The organism is Nocardia coubleae NBRC 108252 (genome assembly GCF_001612805.1).
GTDB classification, from domain to species: Bacteria; Actinomycetota; Actinomycetes; order Mycobacteriales; family Mycobacteriaceae; genus Nocardia; species Nocardia coubleae.
Map to the genome: position 1 here is coordinate 364894 of NZ_BDBD01000018.1, position 17970 is coordinate 382863.

Genomic DNA, 17970 nt, shown 5'->3' on the forward strand with positions numbered 1-17970 from the left:
GGCTCGACGCCCCGCTCAGTGCGGTGTGCCGGGTCACAGTGGCTCCCGCGACCGTAACCTCGGACATGGCGCAAAGAGGACCCTCAGGTTAATTGCGAGAAACGCATGTGAATTCGAGACTTTGCACTGGGGGCATCCGGGAGCGGAGATTTACCTGATGGCAACATCGGCCACGGAAAGAAAAGCTGAACGGTTGCTGCCCGGCCGCGGTCGTGACATATCACGAGAAACGACGAGGACCATCGGCAGCTAGAGTCACCGCGTGCATACTGCGGCCTCATCGGCGGATATCGGTTCCGAAATCCTCGCTTCGACAGCATTCGGTCCCGCCCCCGGCCGGGCCGCTGCGCAGTTGCCGGAGCCCGCCGACCCGCGCTCGCGCTGGCACCGGGCGGTCGCCCTCGGTGGGCAGGGCCACTACGCCGCCGCCCGCGCCGACCTGCGGGTACTCGCCCGCACCCGCCTAGATCCCGGCTTGGCCTCGTTGATCGAGAGCACCACGGGCTCGCTGCTGCGTCAGCTCGGCTGGCACGGTGCCGCCGCCGCCAACGACGGGCGCGCGGCCCGCCTCGCCTGCGCCGCGACCGGAGCCGCCCGCGCCGAGGCCCTGGCCGATGCCTATACCGGTCTGGCCGCCGACGCGCTCGGCACCGGCCGCCTCACCCTCGCCACCCGGCTGCTCGGCCGGGTGGAACCGCTGCTCGACGAGGCGCCTGCCCGGGCGCGGGTGCGCTGGCACTGGGTCCGCGCCGAAACTGCGCTGGCCCGCGGCGAATTCGCGCTGGATGACGCCACTCGCGCCGCCGCGCTGGCCGAGGACCTTCCCTCGGTGCGGCACCGGGTGAAATCGGCACTGCTCGTCGCGGCCGCCACCGCCGCCGCGGGCGAGCTCGCGGCGGCCGCGCGACTGGCCGAGAAAATCGACTCTGAGTGCCGTGACAACGCCCTGCTGCCCCTGCGCTGGGCGTGCGCGATGCTGCGCGCCGGAGTGGCCGCGGAGCCACCCGCCGCGGCGGCCGCCGCGCACGAAGCCGCAGATCACGCCGCACGTATCCGTTCCCTCGGTGGAGACTTCCGTTCGCCCCATCGATGAGGCCGCCCGGTGATCTTCCTGAGAGCACCCTCAGAACAACCCGGGGCCGCTGGCGGGTGATCATCGGGTCGCTATTGTTAGTTCCGTTCCGCCACATCGGTGGAAGCTCGGTCACATGTGACCGCGCCACTCGTAACGCCAGGAAAATCTCTGACGATGACGCATATGGGCGAAGAGTTGGACCTCGCCGTCGCTGCGGCTGCGCAGGGCGACAGGACCGCTTTAGCTCAGGTACTGGAACTGGTCCGTCCCTTGGTGGTTCGCTACTGCAGGGCGCGGATCGGTGCCGCGGAGCGCGGGCAGCTCTCCGCGGACGATGTTGCGCAAGAGGTCTGTTTGGCTGTGATGACCGCCCTGCCCCGCTATCAGGATCAGGGTCGGCCCTTCATGGCCTTCGTGTACGGGATCGCCTCGCACAAGGTCGCCGACGCCCACCGCAATGCCGCCCGTAACAAGGCGGAGGCGATGGCCGAAGTACCAGATGTCATATCCACCGACCACGGACCGGAACAGCGAGCTCTCGACTCGGAGACCAGCAGGCAGATGAACACTCTGCTCGCCACGCTCCCCGAGAAACATCGGGAAATCCTGATCTTGCGACTGGTGATGGGTCTGTCAGCAGAGGAAACCGCAGTCGCCGTGGGCAGCACGGCGGGGGCGATACGGGTGGCCCAGCACAGGGCACTCGCAAAACTGAAGTCACAAGTGGCGAGGGCAGGTGAAATGTATGGCTAGGGATGGCGAGCGCGGTCGAGGCGACCGGAAGGTTTGGCGTGGGTCGCACGACAGCGGTCCCTACGCCGCCGAGGATGCCGGCGATTCCGGTCCGGTCGACATTGCGGCGGTGCGCAGCGACGATGCGCTGATCGACGCGATCGCGAGCGACGGACCGGTGCATACCGACAGCACCGAGGAGTTCCAGCTGGCGTCACTGCTCGCGGATTGGCGGGCCGATCTGTTGGCCGAGCCGATGCCGGCGGGCCCCGATCTCGACACCGTCTTCGCGGCGGTCGATCAGGAGATCGGTGCCAGGCAGGTTCGAACCGGAGCCTCCTCGCGCGGACGTCTGCGTCTGGTCCGGCCCCTGCTGGGGTCCGCCGCGGCACTCGCCGTGGTGTTCGGCGGTATCACGGCGTTCTCCTACAGTGCGGCACCCGGTGATCCGCTGTGGCGGGTCAAGGAAGTCGTGTTCAGCGAACAGGCACAGACCACCGTCGTGGCTCGCGCCGACGACGACCTGGCCGCCGCGCAGAACATGATCGCCGCGGGCAATCCGGAACAGGCTCGCGCCAAGCTGGAGCAGGCCTCGGCGACCGCCGATCAGGTCAGCGACCCGAAGAAGCGCGAGGACCTGCTGGCTCGCTGGAACCTGCTGCGTGATCAGCTGGTGAAGCAGGCACCCGAACTCGGGTCGCTGCTGCCGCCCGCGCCACTGCCGGGTACCACCGCGCCGTCCTCGTCGCCGTCCGCACCTTCTCCGTCGCCGGTCAAGCCGGGGACCACCGACCCCGCGGCGCCGATCGACCCGGGTAACTCGGGTACGACCGATCCGACCGTGCCGCCGGAGATCATGCTCACGCCTGCTCCGGAGACGGTGGACCCCAAACCGACCGACCAGTCGCCACCGCCGGTGACCACGGTGCCGCCGACTCCGCCGCCGGTCACCGTGGAACCGACCCAACCCCCGACGACCATCGCAGAACCGCCGCCGACCGCTCCGACGGCGGTTCCGCCTACGCAGCCTGTGCCGACGGCCGTTCCGACGATCTCGATCCCGTCGCTTCCCGGCACTCCCTGACCAACAACGAAAGAGGCCTCGAACCACAGTGGTTCGGGGCCTCTTTCGTTGTTGTCTGTATCGGTAGCCGTCCGGCGCGTGCGCGACTCACGCGGGACCGCACGTGCTCGGTCCGCCGATCAGTGAGCGCTCAGTTGTCGAACCCGTCGAACCCGTCGCCGTGGAAGGCCTCGTTCATCGAGGCGTCCGCGTAGCCGCGGCAGTAGTCCCAGGTGACGTACGCCTCGGGCGTCGGGTCGTAGGCGGGCTCGTGCGGCCGGACAGTGCCGTCGACGAGTAGCTGCAGCAGGTTCGCCCGCAGCATGTCCCAGTCGTGGTAGTGATCTTGCCGACAGTCCTCGCAGCTGACGACGAGCCCGCGGATGCCACGATGGGCGAGCAGGGCTTCGTAGACGGCGAGGTCGGCGAGATCTTCCTCGACCGCGAGGCGCTCATGTGGATCCAGCGGCTCACCGGGCTCGATGGCATCGAGCGCGGCAGACGGGTCGGAGGGGTCTCCGGCGAAGGGATCCGGCGGCAGGCCAGGTGGTAGATGGTCACGCACAACCCCACGGTACGCAGTGGTGGCCGGTCTGCGCCAGCGATGCACCTGGCAAGTTTTGCGCGAGGGCTCACTGCACAGCGTGTCACGGCCGACCGATACCATGGAATGCAGGCGTCGGCGAGCTTGTTCTCACCGACCATCAAGCTTTCCGCTCAGCACCGACGCGCGTCATCTCCTGCGTCGGTACTCCGACGACCAGGAGGGGTCGATCCGAATGAGTAATCCCGTGTCGGGCGAACGAATCGCGGTGCGCCCTCCTACGGGTGGCGACGATCCGAACAAGATCGCCATGCTCGGCCTCACGTTCGACGACGTGCTGTTGCTGCCTGCCGCCTCGGATCTCATCCCCAGCTCCGTCGAGACCTCCAGCAGGCTCACGCGTGACATCACGCTGCGCACCCCGCTGGTGAGTTCGGCCATGGACACCGTCACCGAGGCGCGCATGGCGATCGCCATGGCGCGTGCGGGCGGCATGGGTGTGCTGCACCGCAACCTGTCGGCCGCCGATCAGGCCGCTCAGGTGGAGACCGTGAAGCGGTCCGAGGCGGGCATGGTGACCGACCCGGTCACCTGTCGTCCCAACGACACCCTCGCCGATGTGGACGCCATGTGCGCCCGGTTCCGCATCTCGGGCCTGCCCGTGGTGGACGAGACCGGTTCGCTCGTCGGCATCATCACCAACCGCGACATGCGCTTCGAGGTCGATCAGGACCGCCGCGTCGACGAGGTGATGACCAAGGCGCCGCTGATCACCGCCCAGGAGGGTGTCACCGCCGAGGCCGCGCTCGGTCTGCTGCGCCGCCACAAGATCGAGAAGCTGCCCATCGTCGACGGCAACGGCCGCCTGCGCGGGCTCATCACGGTCAAGGACTTCGTCAAGACCGATCAGTACCCCAACGCCACCAAGGACCGCGACGGCCGCCTGCTCGTCGGTGCGGCGATCGGTGTGGGTGAGGACTCCTGGTCGCGCGCGATGACCCTGGCCGACGCGGGCGTCGACGTGCTGATCGTCGACACCGCGCACGGGCACCAGTCGCAGGTGCTGCAGATGGTCGCCAAGGTGAAGGCCGAGGTGGGCGACCGCATCCAGGTCGTCGGCGGCAACGTCGCCACCCGGGCCGGTGCCGCCGCGCTCGTCGAGGCGGGCGTCGACGCTGTCAAGGTGGGTGTCGGTCCCGGCTCCATCTGCACCACCCGCGTGGTGGCCGGTGTCGGTGCGCCGCAGATCACCGCGATCCTCGAGGCCGTCGCCGCGTGCAAGCCCGCCGGTGTCCCGGTGATCGCCGACGGTGGCGTGCAGTACTCCGGCGATGTGGCCAAGGCCATCGCCGCCGGTGCGTCGACGGTGATGCTCGGTTCGCTGCTCGCGGGCACCGCCGAGTCGCCCGGCGATCTGATCCTGGTGAACGGCAAGCAGTTCAAGAGCTACCGCGGCATGGGTTCGCTCGGCGCGATGCAGGGCCGCGGCCAGGCCAAGTCCTACTCCAAGGACCGCTACTTCCAGGACGACGTGCTCGCCGAGGACAAGCTGGTCCCCGAGGGCATCGAAGGCCGCGTCCCGTTCCGTGGCCCGGTGAACCAGGTGATCCACCAGCTCGTCGGCGGCCTGCGCGCCGCGATGGGCTACACCGGTTCGCAGAACATCGAGCACCTCCAGGGCGCCCAGTTCGTGCAGATCACCGCCGCGGGCCTCAAGGAAAGCCACCCGCACGACATCACCATGACCGTCGAGGCCCCGAACTACACCGGCCGCGGCTGAGTACAATAGATGCGTTTGTGCTCCGGGGGGATAAGCTCTCGGAGCACACTCGCGTGAAGACCAGAGCCCGAGGTGCTCATGAGCGTCTCCTTCGTCCATAACGCACCCCGCACCCGCGACCCCGAGGAGCGGCGGCCACGAAGTGGCCGGTTCGCGGCCGGGCCGCCGGTCAGGTGCCGCGGCGTAGGCGACGTAGGAGCAAGCCGCGGTACCTGACCGGCGGCCCCGCAGGGGCCGCGAACTCGAGCGCGCCAGCGCTCAGAAAGCAGAGCGTAACTGTGCGTGACATGGTCGAGATCGGTATGGGGCGCGTCGCTCGTCGGACGTACGAGCTGGACGACGTCGATATCGTTCCCTCGCGGCGGACGCGGTCGTCGAAGCAGGTCTCGCTGGCCTGGCAGCTCGACGCCTACCGCTTCGAGATCCCCGTGCTCGCGCACCCCACCGACGCGCTGGTCTCGCCGGAGTTCGCGATCGAACTCGGGCGTCGTGGTGGCCTCGGTGTGATCAACGGTGAGGGTCTGTGGGCTCGGCACGCCGATGTGCAGGCCAAGATCGATCAGCTGATCGATTTGGTCGACAAGGGGGGTTACGAACGCGCGATCTCCTTACTCCAGGAACTGCACGCCGCCCCGATGCAGCCCGACCTGCTCGCCGCCGCCGTGGCCCAGGTGCGCGCCGCCGGGGTGACCACCGCCGTGCGGGTGAGCCCGCAGAACGCCCGCGCGCTCACCCCCGCGCTGGTGCAGGCCGGTGTGGAGCTGCTGGTGGTGCAGGGCACCATCATCTCCGCCGAGCACGTCGGTGACGGCGAACCGCTCAACCTCAAGACCTTCATCGCCGAACTCGATGTGCCGGTCGTGGCCGGTGGCGTGAGCGATCACCGCACCGCCCTGCACCTGATGCGCACGGGTGCGGCGGGCGTCATCGTCGGATACGGCTCCTTCCCGGGTGCGACCACCACCGGCGAGGTGCTCGGTATCGGTGTGCCGATGGCCACGGCCATCGCCGACGCCGCCGCCGCGCGCCGCGACTACCTCGACGAGACCGGCGGCCGCTACGTGCACGTGATCGCCGACGGTGACGTGGCCACCTCCGGCCAGCTGGCCAAGGCCATCGCCTGCGGCGCCGACGCCGTGATGCTCGGTGTGCCGCTGTCGGTGTCGGCCGAGGCGCCGGGGCACGGCTGGTACTGGCCCTCGGCCACCGCGCACCCCTCGGTGCCGCGCGGTTCGTTCCTGCCGGTCGACGAGTCGTGGCTCGACGGCCCCGACGGCGCCACCGACCGCCCGAGCCTCGAGCGCGTCCTCTACGGCCCCTCCGACGACCCGTTCGGCTCGCTGAACCTGGTCGGTGGTCTGCGCCGCTCGATGGCCAAGGCCGGTTACTCCGACCTCAAGGAATTCCAGAAGGTCGGGCTCAGCGTTCGCTAGCGGACGTGGGCCAGTGACACCCGTTCGCGCAGGAACCGGCCGATGGCGGCATTGACCGGTTCCGCGTGGGTCATCGTGACACCGAGGCGGGCGCCGTCGATCTCCACGTAGGTGGAGGCGGTGAGGCCGTCGGCGAGCATGCGGGCCCTTTTCCCGGCGATACCGCTGTGGGTGGCGTGGATGACCAGCGCCGGGCAGGTGATCTCGGACAGCCGTTCGAGCACCGAGTCGCGCCCGAGCAGGCAGCCGACGGCGGCGTCGAGCCCGTTGTGCGCGTCGCCGACCCAGCGGCGGGTCCAGATCTCGCGGTAGTGGTTGTCGTCGCCGATGAGCCAGTCGGCGAGCTGGGTCGCGGCTTCCTCGCGGGAACCCCGGTCGTGCCATTCGTCGAGGAAACGCTGTGTGGCGGTGGACTGTTCACGCGTCGGCCCGTGGGCTTCGGTGCTGATGAGGATGAGCGCGGCCACCCGTTCTGGGGCGACGAGCGCGGTGCGTAGCGCGGTGAACCCGCCCTGGGCGGTGCCGCCGACGATCGCGCGTTCGACGCCGAGCGCGTCGAGCACGGTCAGCGCGTCGCGGGCGGCGGTCCAGTAGGTGAACGGTAGCCGCTGGTCCCTGGTGCGGCCGTGGCCGCGCGCGTCCCACGCGACGACCCGGAATTCGGGGGCGAGTGCCGTCTGCTGCGCCTCGAACATCGTGCGGTCCATGAAGAATTCGTGGGCGAGCAACACCACCGGACCCGTGCCACCGCTGTCCTCGTAGTAGATGTCGGCATCGATCGCGCGGGCGAATGGCACGAGCACGAGGATAGCCAGCACCACCCCGCCCCGCGCAAGGAATCACGGTGCGTCGTGGTCTGTCACAGCGTGGCGGGACACGGGCATCGATGCCCCGTGCTCGGCCGTCTGTCACCCTCACTAAACTGGGCAGGTGGCAGAAACTCAGAGACCGGTCCTCGTCGTCGACTTCGGCGCACAGTACGCACAGCTGATCGCCCGCCGGGTGCGTGAGGCCAGGGTGTTCTCCGAGGTCATTCCGCACACCATGACGGTCGAGGAGATCGCCGAGAAGCAGCCGCTCGCGGTGATCCTGTCCGGCGGCCCGTCCAGCGTGTACGCCGAGGGCGCCCCGCAGCTCGACGCGCGGCTGTTCGACCTCGACGTGCCCGTGTTCGGCATCTGCTACGGCTTCCAGGCGATGGCCCAGGCCCTCGGCGGCACCGTCTCGCACACCGGCACCCGCGAATACGGCCGCACCGAACTCAATATCGACGGTGGTGTGCTGCACGGCGGCCTGCCGACGATCCAGCCGGTGTGGATGAGCCACGGCGACGCGGTCACCGACGCCCCCGAGGGGTTCGAGGTCACCGGCACCACCGCCGGCGCGCCGGTCGCCGCGTTCGAGGACCGCGCCCGTCGGCTGGCCGGTGTGCAGTACCACCCCGAGGTGCTGCATTCCCCGCACGGCCAGCAGGTGCTGAGCCGCTTCCTGCACGAGCTGGCGGGCATTCCCGCGGCGTGGACCCCGGCCAATATCGCCGAGGCTCTGATCGAGGACGTGCGCGCCCAGATCGGTGACGGCCACGCCATCTGTGGCCTGTCCGGTGGTGTGGACTCCGCCGTCGCCGCCGCGCTGGTGCAGCGTGCCATCGGTGACCGGCTCACCTGCGTGTTCGTCGACCACGGTCTGCTGCGCGCGGGCGAGCGCGAGCAGGTGCAGCACGATTTCGTCGCCGCGACCGGGGCCAAGCTGGTCACCGTCGACGCGGTCGACAAGTTCCTCGGTGAGCTGAAGGGCGTCTCCGACCCGGAGGAGAAGCGCAAGATCATCGGCCGCGAGTTCATCCGGTCCTTCGAGGACGCGGTGGCGGGCATCGTCGCCGAGCAGGGTGGCGACGGGACGGCGCCGAAGGTCGAGTTCCTGGTGCAGGGCACGCTGTACCCGGATGTGGTCGAGTCCGGTGGCGGCACCGGCACGGCCAACATCAAGAGCCACCACAATGTCGGCGGCCTGCCCGACGATCTCGAGTTCGAGCTGGTCGAGCCGCTGCGGTTGCTGTTCAAGGACGAGGTCCGTGCGGTGGGTCGCGAACTCGGCCTGCCCGAGGAAATCGTCGCGCGCCAGCCCTTCCCCGGCCCCGGCCTGGCCATCCGCATCGTCGGCGAGGTGACAGCCGACCGCCTCGACCTGCTGCGTCAGGCCGACGCCATCGCCCGCGAGGAGCTCACCGCCGCCGGCCTGGACAAGCAGATCTGGCAGTGCCCGGTGGTGCTGCTCGCCGATGTCCGCTCGGTGGGTGTGCAGGGTGACGGCCGCACCTACGGTCATCCGATCGTCTTGCGCCCGGTATCGAGCGAGGACGCGATGACCGCGGACTGGACCCGCCTGCCCTACGACGTGCTCGAACGCATCTCCACCCGTATCACCAACGAGGTGGCCGAGGTGAACCGCGTCGTGCTCGACGTGACGAGCAAGCCGCCGGGCACCATCGAGTGGGAGTGAGTCAGGGGTTGCCCCTGCAATAGAAATGGCCCGTCTGATGACGGGCCATTTCTCGTTTCCGATGTCGTTGTTCTCGTCAGTGTCGTTTGCGGCGGGGGGAGAGGACGAGCAGCAGGCCGACGACGCTGGCCACGATCACCACGCCCCAGCCCATCGGTACGATGCCGCCGCCGTCGGGGGTCGGTGCGCCGAGCAGGGCCCACACGCTCACCGCGAGGGCGAGCAGGCCGGTGACGAGCAGGGAAAAGGCCGGGCGGCGTTCGGTTTCCGTCGAGTCAGCCACGGGTCACCTCCACGTCGCCGAGGTGCATCGTGATGTGCAGGTCGAGGACCGGTGCGCCGGGGGTGTTCGGTCCGCTCAGGCCCTCGTCGCACGGGTTGTCGGCGACGCGGATGTCGCAGGTGGTGTTCACCGTCATCCCTTCTGGCAGCTTGATTTTCGTATCGCCGATGTTCACCGCGACCTCGACGCTTCGTGATTCGGTGAGCGTGAGGCCGCGCAGATCCAATGTGCCCGAACCGATGTCGAGGGCGTATCGGGGCTGCAGTTCCTGCACGGAGGTCGGCGCCCACACGCGGTCACCCACATTGCCGCTGTTCTCGAAGTCGATCGGTCCGATCAGCGAGGCCAGCAGGACGAAGCCGGCCAGCGGTGCGGTGAGGACGAGCAGTCCGTAGCCGCGCCGCAGGAACGCGCCTGCGACGAGGCCGAGGCCGACGACGGCGAGGGCGAAGGCGGCGATGCGGGCGGGGGTCATCCATTCGACGCCCGACGCGGCGGCCGCACCCGCTGCCGCGGCGGCGAGGATGGACAGGCCGATGGTGATCGGCGTCAGCCGGGAGCGCGGGCGTTTCGGTGGTTGCGGGGCGACCGGGGCGAAGGTGGGGACGGCTTCGGGGAGTTCCCAGGCCAGCGGGGCCACGGCCAGGGGATCCCAGCCGGGTGGCACCTGGGCGCGTAGGTGGGGGCTGCCCGGGGTCTTGGGCAGGATCGCGGTGTCGCCGATCGTCGACAGGCCGGTCGGTTCAGCGTGTGCGGCCGGCTCGGGTTTCGCGAGATCGATGATTGATCGGTCGTCGCCGGACTCGTGCCCTGCGGTCGGTGTTGCGTCCGCCGTCGGCGCCGGTCGGAGGTGGGCGTCTGCTGCCGATGCCTCTCGGTTGTCCACGACCGTTCCCGAGGCCTCCTGGATGCCGGCGTCTGTTGTCGGCGTCGTCCCGAATTCGTCAGGTTTCGGTGCGTCCGCGAGTTCTGCGTCGATGGGCGCGCGAGCATCGGCGTGCTCGGAAGGTGCAGTGCTGCCGGTAGATTCGGCATCTTCCGGGGCGGGCACGGTTTCGCCGACGGTGGTCGACGACTGTGGTGGCACGGCGTCGCTGTGCTTGTGCAGTACTACCGTCTCGGCCTCGTCGACCCGCAGCAACGGCATGGGTTCCGCTGTCGCCGCGCGGTTTTCCGTGCGGGGGAGCACGGTCGTCGCCGGATCGGGGACGTAGGCGTCGGGGAGTTTGGTGTACGGCGTGTACATCCCCTCGGCGGTGTACGGGTACATCGCGTTCGGGTAGCCCGCGCCCGGGTAACCGGTGGTGCCGAGCGGGGCGGGACGGCTGTCGAAGCCGGCGGGCAGCTCGGGATGGCGCAGATAGAGCATCCACCACCCGGCCAGCATCAGACCCATGCTGATCACGCCGCCACCGCCGAGCCCTAACCCCATCGGGCCCATGGTCGACACCGCGATGGCCAGCGCCACGATCAACACGATCGTCTTGGTCTGCGAATGCGACCCACGCCCGCTGAGCGACTCGGCCGCCGACGCTTCGTTGCCCGCGGAGCCGAGCACCAGCCACGCCAGCAGATACAGGATGATCCCCGCCCCGCCGAAAATGGTCGACACCACGAACGCCACCCGCAACAGCACCGGATCCACGCCGTAGCGCAACCCGAACCCGGCGGCCACACCGGCGATCGGCCCCTGCCGGGGCAGCCGGACGGGCCGCGTGTGCCACATCTGCTGAACCTGATCGCCGAAGCTCGTTCTGCTCATGGGTTCCATGGTGTGCTGCGCGACCCCTCGACCGCATCGGGGGGAACCCTGAAAATTGCCCGGGGTTCAGGAACAGGGTGCGCGGTAGGGGCCGTTGGCGACGTGCGTGCGCCAGACCGCCTCGGTGAGCATGCCTGTGCTCGCGCAGATGCGGGTGGCGACGGCTTCGGGGTCGAGGTCCCAGACGCCGAACTGGCCGTCGTCGGTGACGAGCACGAGCTGTTCGCCTCGTGGGTGCATCGTCACCAGTGTGTCGCGGCCGTCGGCAGGCCCGATGGGGCCGCTGCGTCGACGCGGTGCCCGCAGGTCGTTGAGGTCCCACACGATGGCTGTTCCGTTGTCGTTCGCGACCGCCAGATCGGTTCCGTCGGCGTCGGCGGAGATCTGATCGATCGGCGCGATTTCGGTGCGAACCGCATCGATGAGCGGGGTGAACGAGTCAGGCTCGTCGGTGTCCCATAAACCGAAGCGGTCGCCTCGGCTGACGGCTACGGTCCGGGTGCCGGGCAGGAATCGTGACGGCCGGAACGAATCTGTCAGGCCCACCTCGGCGTCGGCGAGCACCCGCGGGTGCGCCGGATCGTCCAGATTCCAGATCTGGCGAAAGATGGTCGACGGTCGGTCGCTCTGGTGGCTGTCGCGGAGTATCAGTTCCAGGCGGCTACCGTCGGTGCTGATACGGGCTTCGAAGACTTCGCCTATCCGTGCCGTGATCGGTGGGCCGAGCGGCGCGGGTGCCGCGCGGTCGGTGACATCCCACACCTGGACCGTGGTGCGATCGGTGACCAGCATTCTGTTGCCCTGGACCGTCGAGTAGCGGCCCTGACCTATCTGCCAAGCGGGCAACATGCGCGGATGGCGCGGGTCTGCCAGATCGAAAACAACCCGTCGTCCGCCCGTATGGTCGTGCGCGGTCAGGGTGCGACCGTCCGGGCTCAGTGCGACGTCGGCCAGCCATGGCATTCGAGTTGTCGCTATGCGGACCGGGCGACGGATATCGCTGGTATCCCAGACCGAAACCCCATCGGCGCGGCTCGGTACCGCCATGCGGTTGCCGCTGCTGTCGAAGACGGGGCGAAATCCAGCCGCGATCACCTCGATCGTCGAGCGGGGCAATGTCCAGATGCGCAATAGTCCGTCGTCACCACCGCCGATCAACGCCGGTTCACCAGGGAGAAAAGCCATGACTCGCGGGCCGCCGCCGCAGAGGGACAGCCAGGCTTGGGGGCAGGCGGCAGGGTTCACCGAAAGCGCTGGACCGGCCGGGGAGGGTTGGGTCGGATCGGCGATATTCCACAGCCGTGCGGCTTTGTCGGACCCGGTGGCGAGTAGGTTTCCGCTCGGATGGAAGGCGATCGAAACTATCCCGTCGCCGTCGACTTTGGTCGACGTCCCGTATGCGCGTGGGTGAGATCTGTCGGTGATATCGAAGAGCTTCAACTGGCTCGACGGCACGCGGGTCGGGTCGCCGGACATGTAGGTGACGGTGGCCAGGCGGGTACCGTCCGGGCTGAGCGCGAAGGCTTCCAGGAAGTCCGAGCCCGAGGTTTGTATTGGTTCGCCGAGCGGCCGCGCGGTCGCTGTATCCCACAAGTGCACGGTGTCGGGGGTGGCGCTTTCTGTGGTGTGGGTGCCTACCGCGAACACTGTTCCACCCGGAACGAATTCGACGGTGTGCAGTTCGCCGGGCAGTGTCCTGACCGCGATAGGCACCGGGTGCGGCCGATCCCGGATATCCCACAGCGTCAATGTCGAGGCGCTGACGTTCACGAGTCTGGTTCCGGTCGGGTCGACCGCGATGCCCTCGGCCCGTTCGGTGTCGAGCGTATGGACCAGGCGCGGGGATTCCGGCCGGGCGAGATCCCACAGTTGGGTACCGGAGCGTCCGCGCGTGACCGCGTCCGTGCTGCCCGGAACGAAGGCGAGCTTGTCGATCACCGTGCCGAGGGAGGTGGGAAGGCGTCGGGGTCGAGTGGGTTCGCTTAGGTCCCAGAACGCCGCATGGCCGCCTAGATCGATCGAGACCAACAGCGCGTCGGTCGCACGCAGGGCCAGGGTGGAGATCCGCTGATCATGCGCGGGTAGGGCGACAGTGAGCGGCGAGCCCTGGCTGTTCAGCAGCAGATCGCGGGTGGTGTCGTCGGGGCGGAGGCGGTACGCGGCAAGCAGGAACTGAGCCGAGACGGACGGATCGGTGGTTTTGGTGCGCTGGGCGGCGGCTACCAGTTCGGCATAGTCGCGGTCGAGCGCCCGCTGATCGGCGAGCCGGGTGCGGTCGAAGGCGATCACACCGGTGGCGAGCAGGGCGAATACCACCATGATCGCGACGATCCGCCGCCGGTTGCCGTTGCGCGCTGCCCGCCGTGAGGCATACAGAAAAGCACGTACCTGCGGGTTGTCGCGGGCGTAGCCGATGTGTTCGCCCGCCCGGTCGAGCCGGGTACCCCGATACAGCAGCCCCGGATCCTGCCCGGCGGCTGTCCACTCGGTCGCGTCGCGCTCGAGCCGTTGGCGGACGGCGTGCCCCACCCGGTCGGCATCGATCCAGCCCCGCAGCCGTGGCCAGGCCGTGAGCACGATCTCGTGGGTGAGCTGCACGGAGCTGGCGTCGACGGTGACGATTCGGCTGGCGGCGAGCACGTCGAGCGCTTGCGCAGCCGCCGCGGAATTCCCACTGCGACCGAGCAATTCGACGCGGTCGACGGTGCGCCGGGTGTCGCGGGTGTCCTGCCCGACGGTCACCAGGGCCCCGAGCAACTCCTGGGCGGCGATCTGCTGCGCCCCGGTGAGCTCGCTCCACGCGAGTTCGGCGGTCTCCGCGACCGATCCCGCGACACCGCCGGCCTTGCGATATCCGGCCACGGTGAGCTTGCGCCCCTCCCGCTGCTGCCAGGTCGTGGCCATCACGTGTGACAGCAGCGGCAGCGTGCCGGGGTCGTAACCGTCGAGATGCTCACCGAGCCCGCGTAATTCGGCGAGAACCAGCTCGGCGAGCCCGGATTCGAGGGTGAGCCCGGCGGCAGCGGCAGGACCGGTGATCGCGCGGGAAACCTCGTCCATCGACATGGCGCCGAGCAGATAGCTGTTGTGCTGCAAACTGTTCCGTAGCACGGGGTAGTGCAGACACGGTTCGTAGAAGTCGGCGCGCAGGGCCAGGACCACTGTGCGTGGATCGGTGTCGCGGGTGGTGAGTTCGGTGAGTGAGGTCAGGAACGCCGAACGCTCGGCCTCGTCCTGACACAGTGTGAACAGCTCTTCGAACTGGTCGACGATCAGCACCGCCGGATCGTCGCCGAGTGCGGCGTCGAGTGCGGCGGCCGGTGTCGCGCCCGGTGTGATGGTGGCTGCGGTCAGGTCGATGGCCGGGCGCAGACCCGCGGCGAGCAGCGAGGACTTGCCCGCCCCCGACGCCCCGATCAGCACGACGACGCCCGTGGTGTCGCGGACCAGCTCGGCAAAATCGGCGGTGGCCTGTTCGCGTCCGAAGAACAAGGTGTGCTCCTCGGGTCGGTAGGCGCGCAGGCCGGGGTACGGGCAGGTGTGGTCGTCGCCCGCCGTCGTCGTCCAGGTGACCGATTCCTTCCACAGCCGTCGCCATTCGTGCGGATCGGCGAGGGCGCGTGGCAGGTCGCGCTGGGCCTTCTCGGTCATCTCGACGAGCGTGAGGACCACGGGCAGCAGGGATTCGAAGCGGGCGGGAACATTGCGGCCGGCTTTCCAGTCGCTGATCCGCTGCGCCGACGGCGTGCCCGACTGGGCGCCGCGCATGCGCCGCTCGGTGGCCGCGGCGACCCGGCGCAGGGTCGGGTTGCCCGCCGCGGCGTAGAGCTCGCCGAATCGCTGGGCGAAAAGCGCACGTGGCGACGAGATCTCGCTGTCGACGACAGTCAACGAACCCCCCGTTCGATGAAAAGATGACCACCGCAATGATATTCGCCCGGCTCGGGAACCCGGCGCGGGTGCCGGGTTCCCGGTTCGGCTACAGGAACATGGTGTCGCCGAAGACCGAGTTCGTGGCCTCCACCTGACCGGTTCCGGCGGTGACCGTCGCCCAGGAGTAGACATTGAGCGGACCGCCGCAGTTGCCGACCATCAGGTGGAAGTCGCGGTTCACCAGGTAGGTGGTGCCCGAGCTCAACGGCATCGATCCCATGTCGATCTTCTTGATCTCGCCGGGGGCCATCGACAGGCTCAGGTTCAGACCCGCCGAGATCGACGGACCGATATCGACCGAGCCGTCGGGACCCGACGAGCCGAATCCGACGCTCGCCCCCGCATCCACCGAGATCCCGCCGTCGAGGCCGACCGACAATTCCAGGTCGACGGCACAGGCCACGAGGTAACCGGAGCTGAGGTCACCGGTCGCGCCGGGCGGTGCGGTGACGTAGGCGGTGTTGTTCAGGAACACCTCGCGGTTGGTCGGCATGGCGTTGAGCGGGGGGACCAGCCGGTAGGACTGGTCGGTATGGCCGATGGTGAGCTGGAAGCCCTCGGGGCCGTGGTAGGTCGATTCGTGCGGTGCCATCGGCGTGGCCGAGGCGATCGGTGTCATCCCGAGAGTGCTCAGTCCGATGGTCGCGGCACCCAGCACGGTGGTGATGATGTTCACGTGTTCCTCCCCTGAAGCGGCGGCCGTGGTTCCGGCCTGCCATCAACGTAGGAAGATCATCTGTGCCCGGGCTTTCGAAATACCGGTGTGATCGCTGAAAGCCCTGCTGGGGGCGGCACTTTCGGTTTTCCGGTCCGGCATTCGCCGACGGTTCTATTCGGCCGCACCGGTTTGCGGATAGCCGCAGGTCATCGCTGATTTTTGTCCGGACCGGACAGGGTGCGCCGCAGGTCGGCACGGAATCGGGGACATCGGGGCACAGATCAGGGTCTTTCCTGATGTCGGCTACCGCTCCCGCGTGCCAGTATCGAAGTATGGATCCGTCTGTTCCCACCCGCACCGCCGCCCAGGGGCTACCCGGGCCCGGCTTCGCCCCCGGGATCAACGGCTCCGCGCGCATGCCGGGGCCCGTGGCGCCTCGGCCGAGCGGCAGGCGGTATCGCGAAGCTGTCCGGCAGTACCGCCGAGCGCAGCAGTTCGGTGCCGGCCCGGAGTACGGCGGGGCTCAGCAGTACGGTGTCGCCCAGCAGTACCGGCCTGGCGTGCAGTACCCCACGCCACCGCCGTACCGTCCGGCCGTCGGCTACTCGCCGGTCCCGCCGCAGGGTTACGGCGTGCCGCGCGGGTATCTCCCCGGTGTGCTTCCGGTTCCCGCGTCCGAACCCGGCGACCCGGCGTCGCCGACGACTCCCCGGCTGGTCCGGCGGACCGGTGGCCGGGTGATCGGTGGCGTCGCGGGCGGCCTGGCCGACCACCTGGGTGTCGACGTGTTCAAGGTGCGGCTGGCGTTCGTACTGCTGTCCGCGCTGGTCGGCGCGGGCCTGGTGGCCTACGGCCTGCTGTGGATCTTCACCCCGGCCGGTGGCGACGCGACCGCACCCACCGGTGACGAGCGCAGGCAGGCGATCGGGCTCGCGCTGCTCGGGATGGTGCTCGCGGTCACCGTCGGCTGGTTGTTCCAGGGCACGGCGGCGAAGGTGATCGTGCCGGTCGTCGTCGTCGCGGTCGGCGCCGCCCTGGTGTGGCGTGAATACGATGTGGCCGCGCCGGGACCGCGGGCGCTGTTCGGGTTGCCCGCGCGACCATCGGTGGTCACCTGGTCGCGCATCGTGGCCGGGGCGACGCTGATCGTGTTCGGCCTCGGCGTCGTCGTGCTGGCCCGCATCGACCTGAGCTCGCTCGGTTCGGCCTTGATCGCGGTGGCGGTCACCCTGGTCGGCGCCGGCCTGCTCACGGTGCCGCTGTGGCTGCGCATGGTCCGCGCCCTCAACGCCGAACGCGGCGCCCGCATCCGCAACGAGGAGCGCGAGGAGATCGCCTCCCACCTGCACGACTCGGTGCTGCAAACCCTCGCGCTGATCCAGCGGCAAGCCGAAGATCCCCAGGAAGTGTTGCGCCTGGCTCGCAGCCAGGAACGCGAACTGCGCAAATGGCTCTTCGACGATGCCGCGCCCGCGCATTCGAGCCTGTCCGCGGCCCTGCGCACCATCGCCGGTGAGGTGGAGGACCAGCACGGCGTGAAGGTCACCCCCGTCACCGTCGGCGATGTCGCGATGGACCCCGGTGACACCGGCGCCGGGCTGCCCAAGGAGCACTTCACGGCCCTGCTCGGTGCTACCCGCGAGGCACTGGTCAACGCGGCCAAGCACGCCGACGTGCCCGAGATCGACCTGTTCGCCGAAACCGAACCGCACCAGGTGAGCATCTTCGTGCGCGACCGCGGCGCCGGTTTCGACGTGTCGTCGGTACCCACCGACCGGCGCGGGATCGCCAAGTCGATCTGCGCGCGCGTCGAGCGGCGCGGCGGTACCGCCGAGATCGACTCGACCGTCGGGCGCGGTACCGAGGTGCGGATCGTCATGCCGCGCACCGACTCCGGTTCCTCCGAGCCGAGCGGCGAGGAACAGCCGACCGACGCCGATTCGCCGACCGTCGCTCTGCGTCTGGACTAGGCGCACCGTGATCATCCGGTCGACCGCTGACGGCCGGGTTGCGCGGCTCGGACATGGTGGTGGCGGTGGGAGGGCACCGTTGCGCCGCTCGGATGTCGTGATGTGGCCGTGGAGGGTTCGGTTGCGGCCGCTCGGATGTCGTGGTGTGACCGCTGATGGTCCGGTTGCGTCGCGCGGACATCATGATGGGGGCGCTGATGGCCCGATCGCCTCGCCCGGACATCGTGGTGTGGTA

General features: G+C 69.1%; 13 protein-coding genes. 7 read left to right on the forward strand and 6 right to left on the reverse strand.

Going from position 1 to position 17970, the window contains the following annotated elements; genetic code table 11:
* Positions 1-262: 262 nt before the first annotated feature.
* The 3 genes from NCO8_RS18740 to NCO8_RS18750 all read left to right on the forward strand — a co-directional run bounded on the left by NCO8_RS18740 (position 263) and on the right by NCO8_RS18750 (position 2891).
* On the forward strand, positions 263-1093 hold the full coding sequence (locus NCO8_RS18740; RefSeq protein ID WP_157104971.1) for a hypothetical protein: 831 nt from the start codon (positions 263-265) through the stop codon (positions 1091-1093).
* Positions 1094-1249: 156 nt separating this feature from the next.
* A complete protein-coding gene (locus NCO8_RS18745; RefSeq protein WP_067490881.1) occupies positions 1250-1828 on the forward strand; it encodes a sigma-70 family RNA polymerase sigma factor in 579 nt (192 codons plus the stop codon).
* Positions 1821-2891 carry an anti-sigma-D factor RsdA gene (locus NCO8_RS18750; protein WP_067641283.1) on the forward strand — a complete coding sequence of 357 codons (1071 nt, stop codon included), beginning with the start codon at positions 1821-1823 and terminating at the stop codon, positions 2889-2891. The genes NCO8_RS18745 and NCO8_RS18750 overlap by 8 nt, the downstream gene beginning before the upstream one ends.
* Positions 2892-3021: 130 nt before the next feature.
* Here the strand turns inward: NCO8_RS18750 and NCO8_RS18755 are convergent, their stop codons facing one another.
* Entirely contained in the window at positions 3022-3435 is a 414-nt protein-coding gene (locus tag NCO8_RS18755) for a DUF5319 domain-containing protein (protein WP_022567296.1), read from the reverse strand.
* Between the two features lie 214 nt (positions 3436-3649).
* Here NCO8_RS18755 and guaB point away from each other — a divergent pair, with 214 nt between their 5' ends.
* Positions 3650-5194: an IMP dehydrogenase gene (guaB, locus tag NCO8_RS18760; RefSeq protein WP_067490877.1), complete on the forward strand. Its 1545-nt coding sequence runs from the start codon at positions 3650-3652 to the stop codon at positions 5192-5194.
* 278 nt (positions 5195-5472) lie between these two features.
* Complete coding sequence (locus NCO8_RS18765; RefSeq protein WP_067490875.1) at positions 5473-6627, forward strand: GuaB3 family IMP dehydrogenase-related protein; 1155 nt, start codon at positions 5473-5475, stop codon at positions 6625-6627.
* On the opposite strand, the gene NCO8_RS18770 is transcribed toward NCO8_RS18765, so the two are convergent.
* A complete protein-coding gene (locus NCO8_RS18770) occupies positions 6624-7424 on the reverse strand; it encodes an alpha/beta fold hydrolase (RefSeq protein ID WP_067641611.1) in 801 nt (266 codons plus the stop codon). The genes NCO8_RS18765 and NCO8_RS18770 overlap by 4 nt on opposite strands.
* Positions 7425-7557: 133 nt before the next feature.
* Between NCO8_RS18770 and guaA the strand changes: the two genes are divergently transcribed.
* Complete coding sequence (gene guaA / locus NCO8_RS18775; RefSeq protein ID WP_067641286.1) at positions 7558-9129, forward strand: glutamine-hydrolyzing GMP synthase; 1572 nt, start codon at positions 7558-7560, stop codon at positions 9127-9129.
* A 76-nt stretch (positions 9130-9205) separates the two neighbouring features.
* Here guaA and NCO8_RS18780 read toward each other — a convergent pair whose 3' ends face one another.
* The 4 genes from NCO8_RS18780 to NCO8_RS18795 form a co-directional block, all read right to left on the reverse strand.
* Positions 9206-9412 (reverse strand): hypothetical protein, encoded by a 207-nt coding sequence (locus tag NCO8_RS18780; protein WP_067641287.1) that lies wholly within the window; start codon positions 9410-9412, stop codon positions 9206-9208.
* On the reverse strand, positions 9405-11174 hold the full coding sequence (locus tag NCO8_RS18785; RefSeq protein ID WP_245655417.1) for a PspC domain-containing protein: 1770 nt from the start codon (positions 11172-11174) through the stop codon (positions 9405-9407). The genes NCO8_RS18780 and NCO8_RS18785 overlap by 8 nt, the downstream gene beginning before the upstream one ends.
* Positions 11175-11240: 66 nt before the next feature.
* Positions 11241-15065, reverse strand: a complete 3825-nt coding sequence (locus NCO8_RS18790) for an nSTAND1 domain-containing NTPase (RefSeq protein ID WP_067641291.1) — start codon at positions 15063-15065, stop codon at positions 11241-11243.
* 88 nt (positions 15066-15153) lie between these two features.
* Positions 15154-15783, reverse strand: coding sequence for an MspA family porin (locus NCO8_RS18795; RefSeq protein WP_067641293.1), 630 nt, complete (start codon positions 15781-15783; stop codon positions 15154-15156).
* Between the two features lie 638 nt (positions 15784-16421).
* Here NCO8_RS18795 and NCO8_RS18800 point away from each other — a divergent pair.
* Positions 16422-17735: an ATP-binding protein gene (locus tag NCO8_RS18800; RefSeq protein ID WP_084457317.1), complete on the forward strand. Its 1314-nt coding sequence runs from the start codon at positions 16422-16424 to the stop codon at positions 17733-17735.
* Positions 17736-17970: the final 235 nt, after the last annotated feature.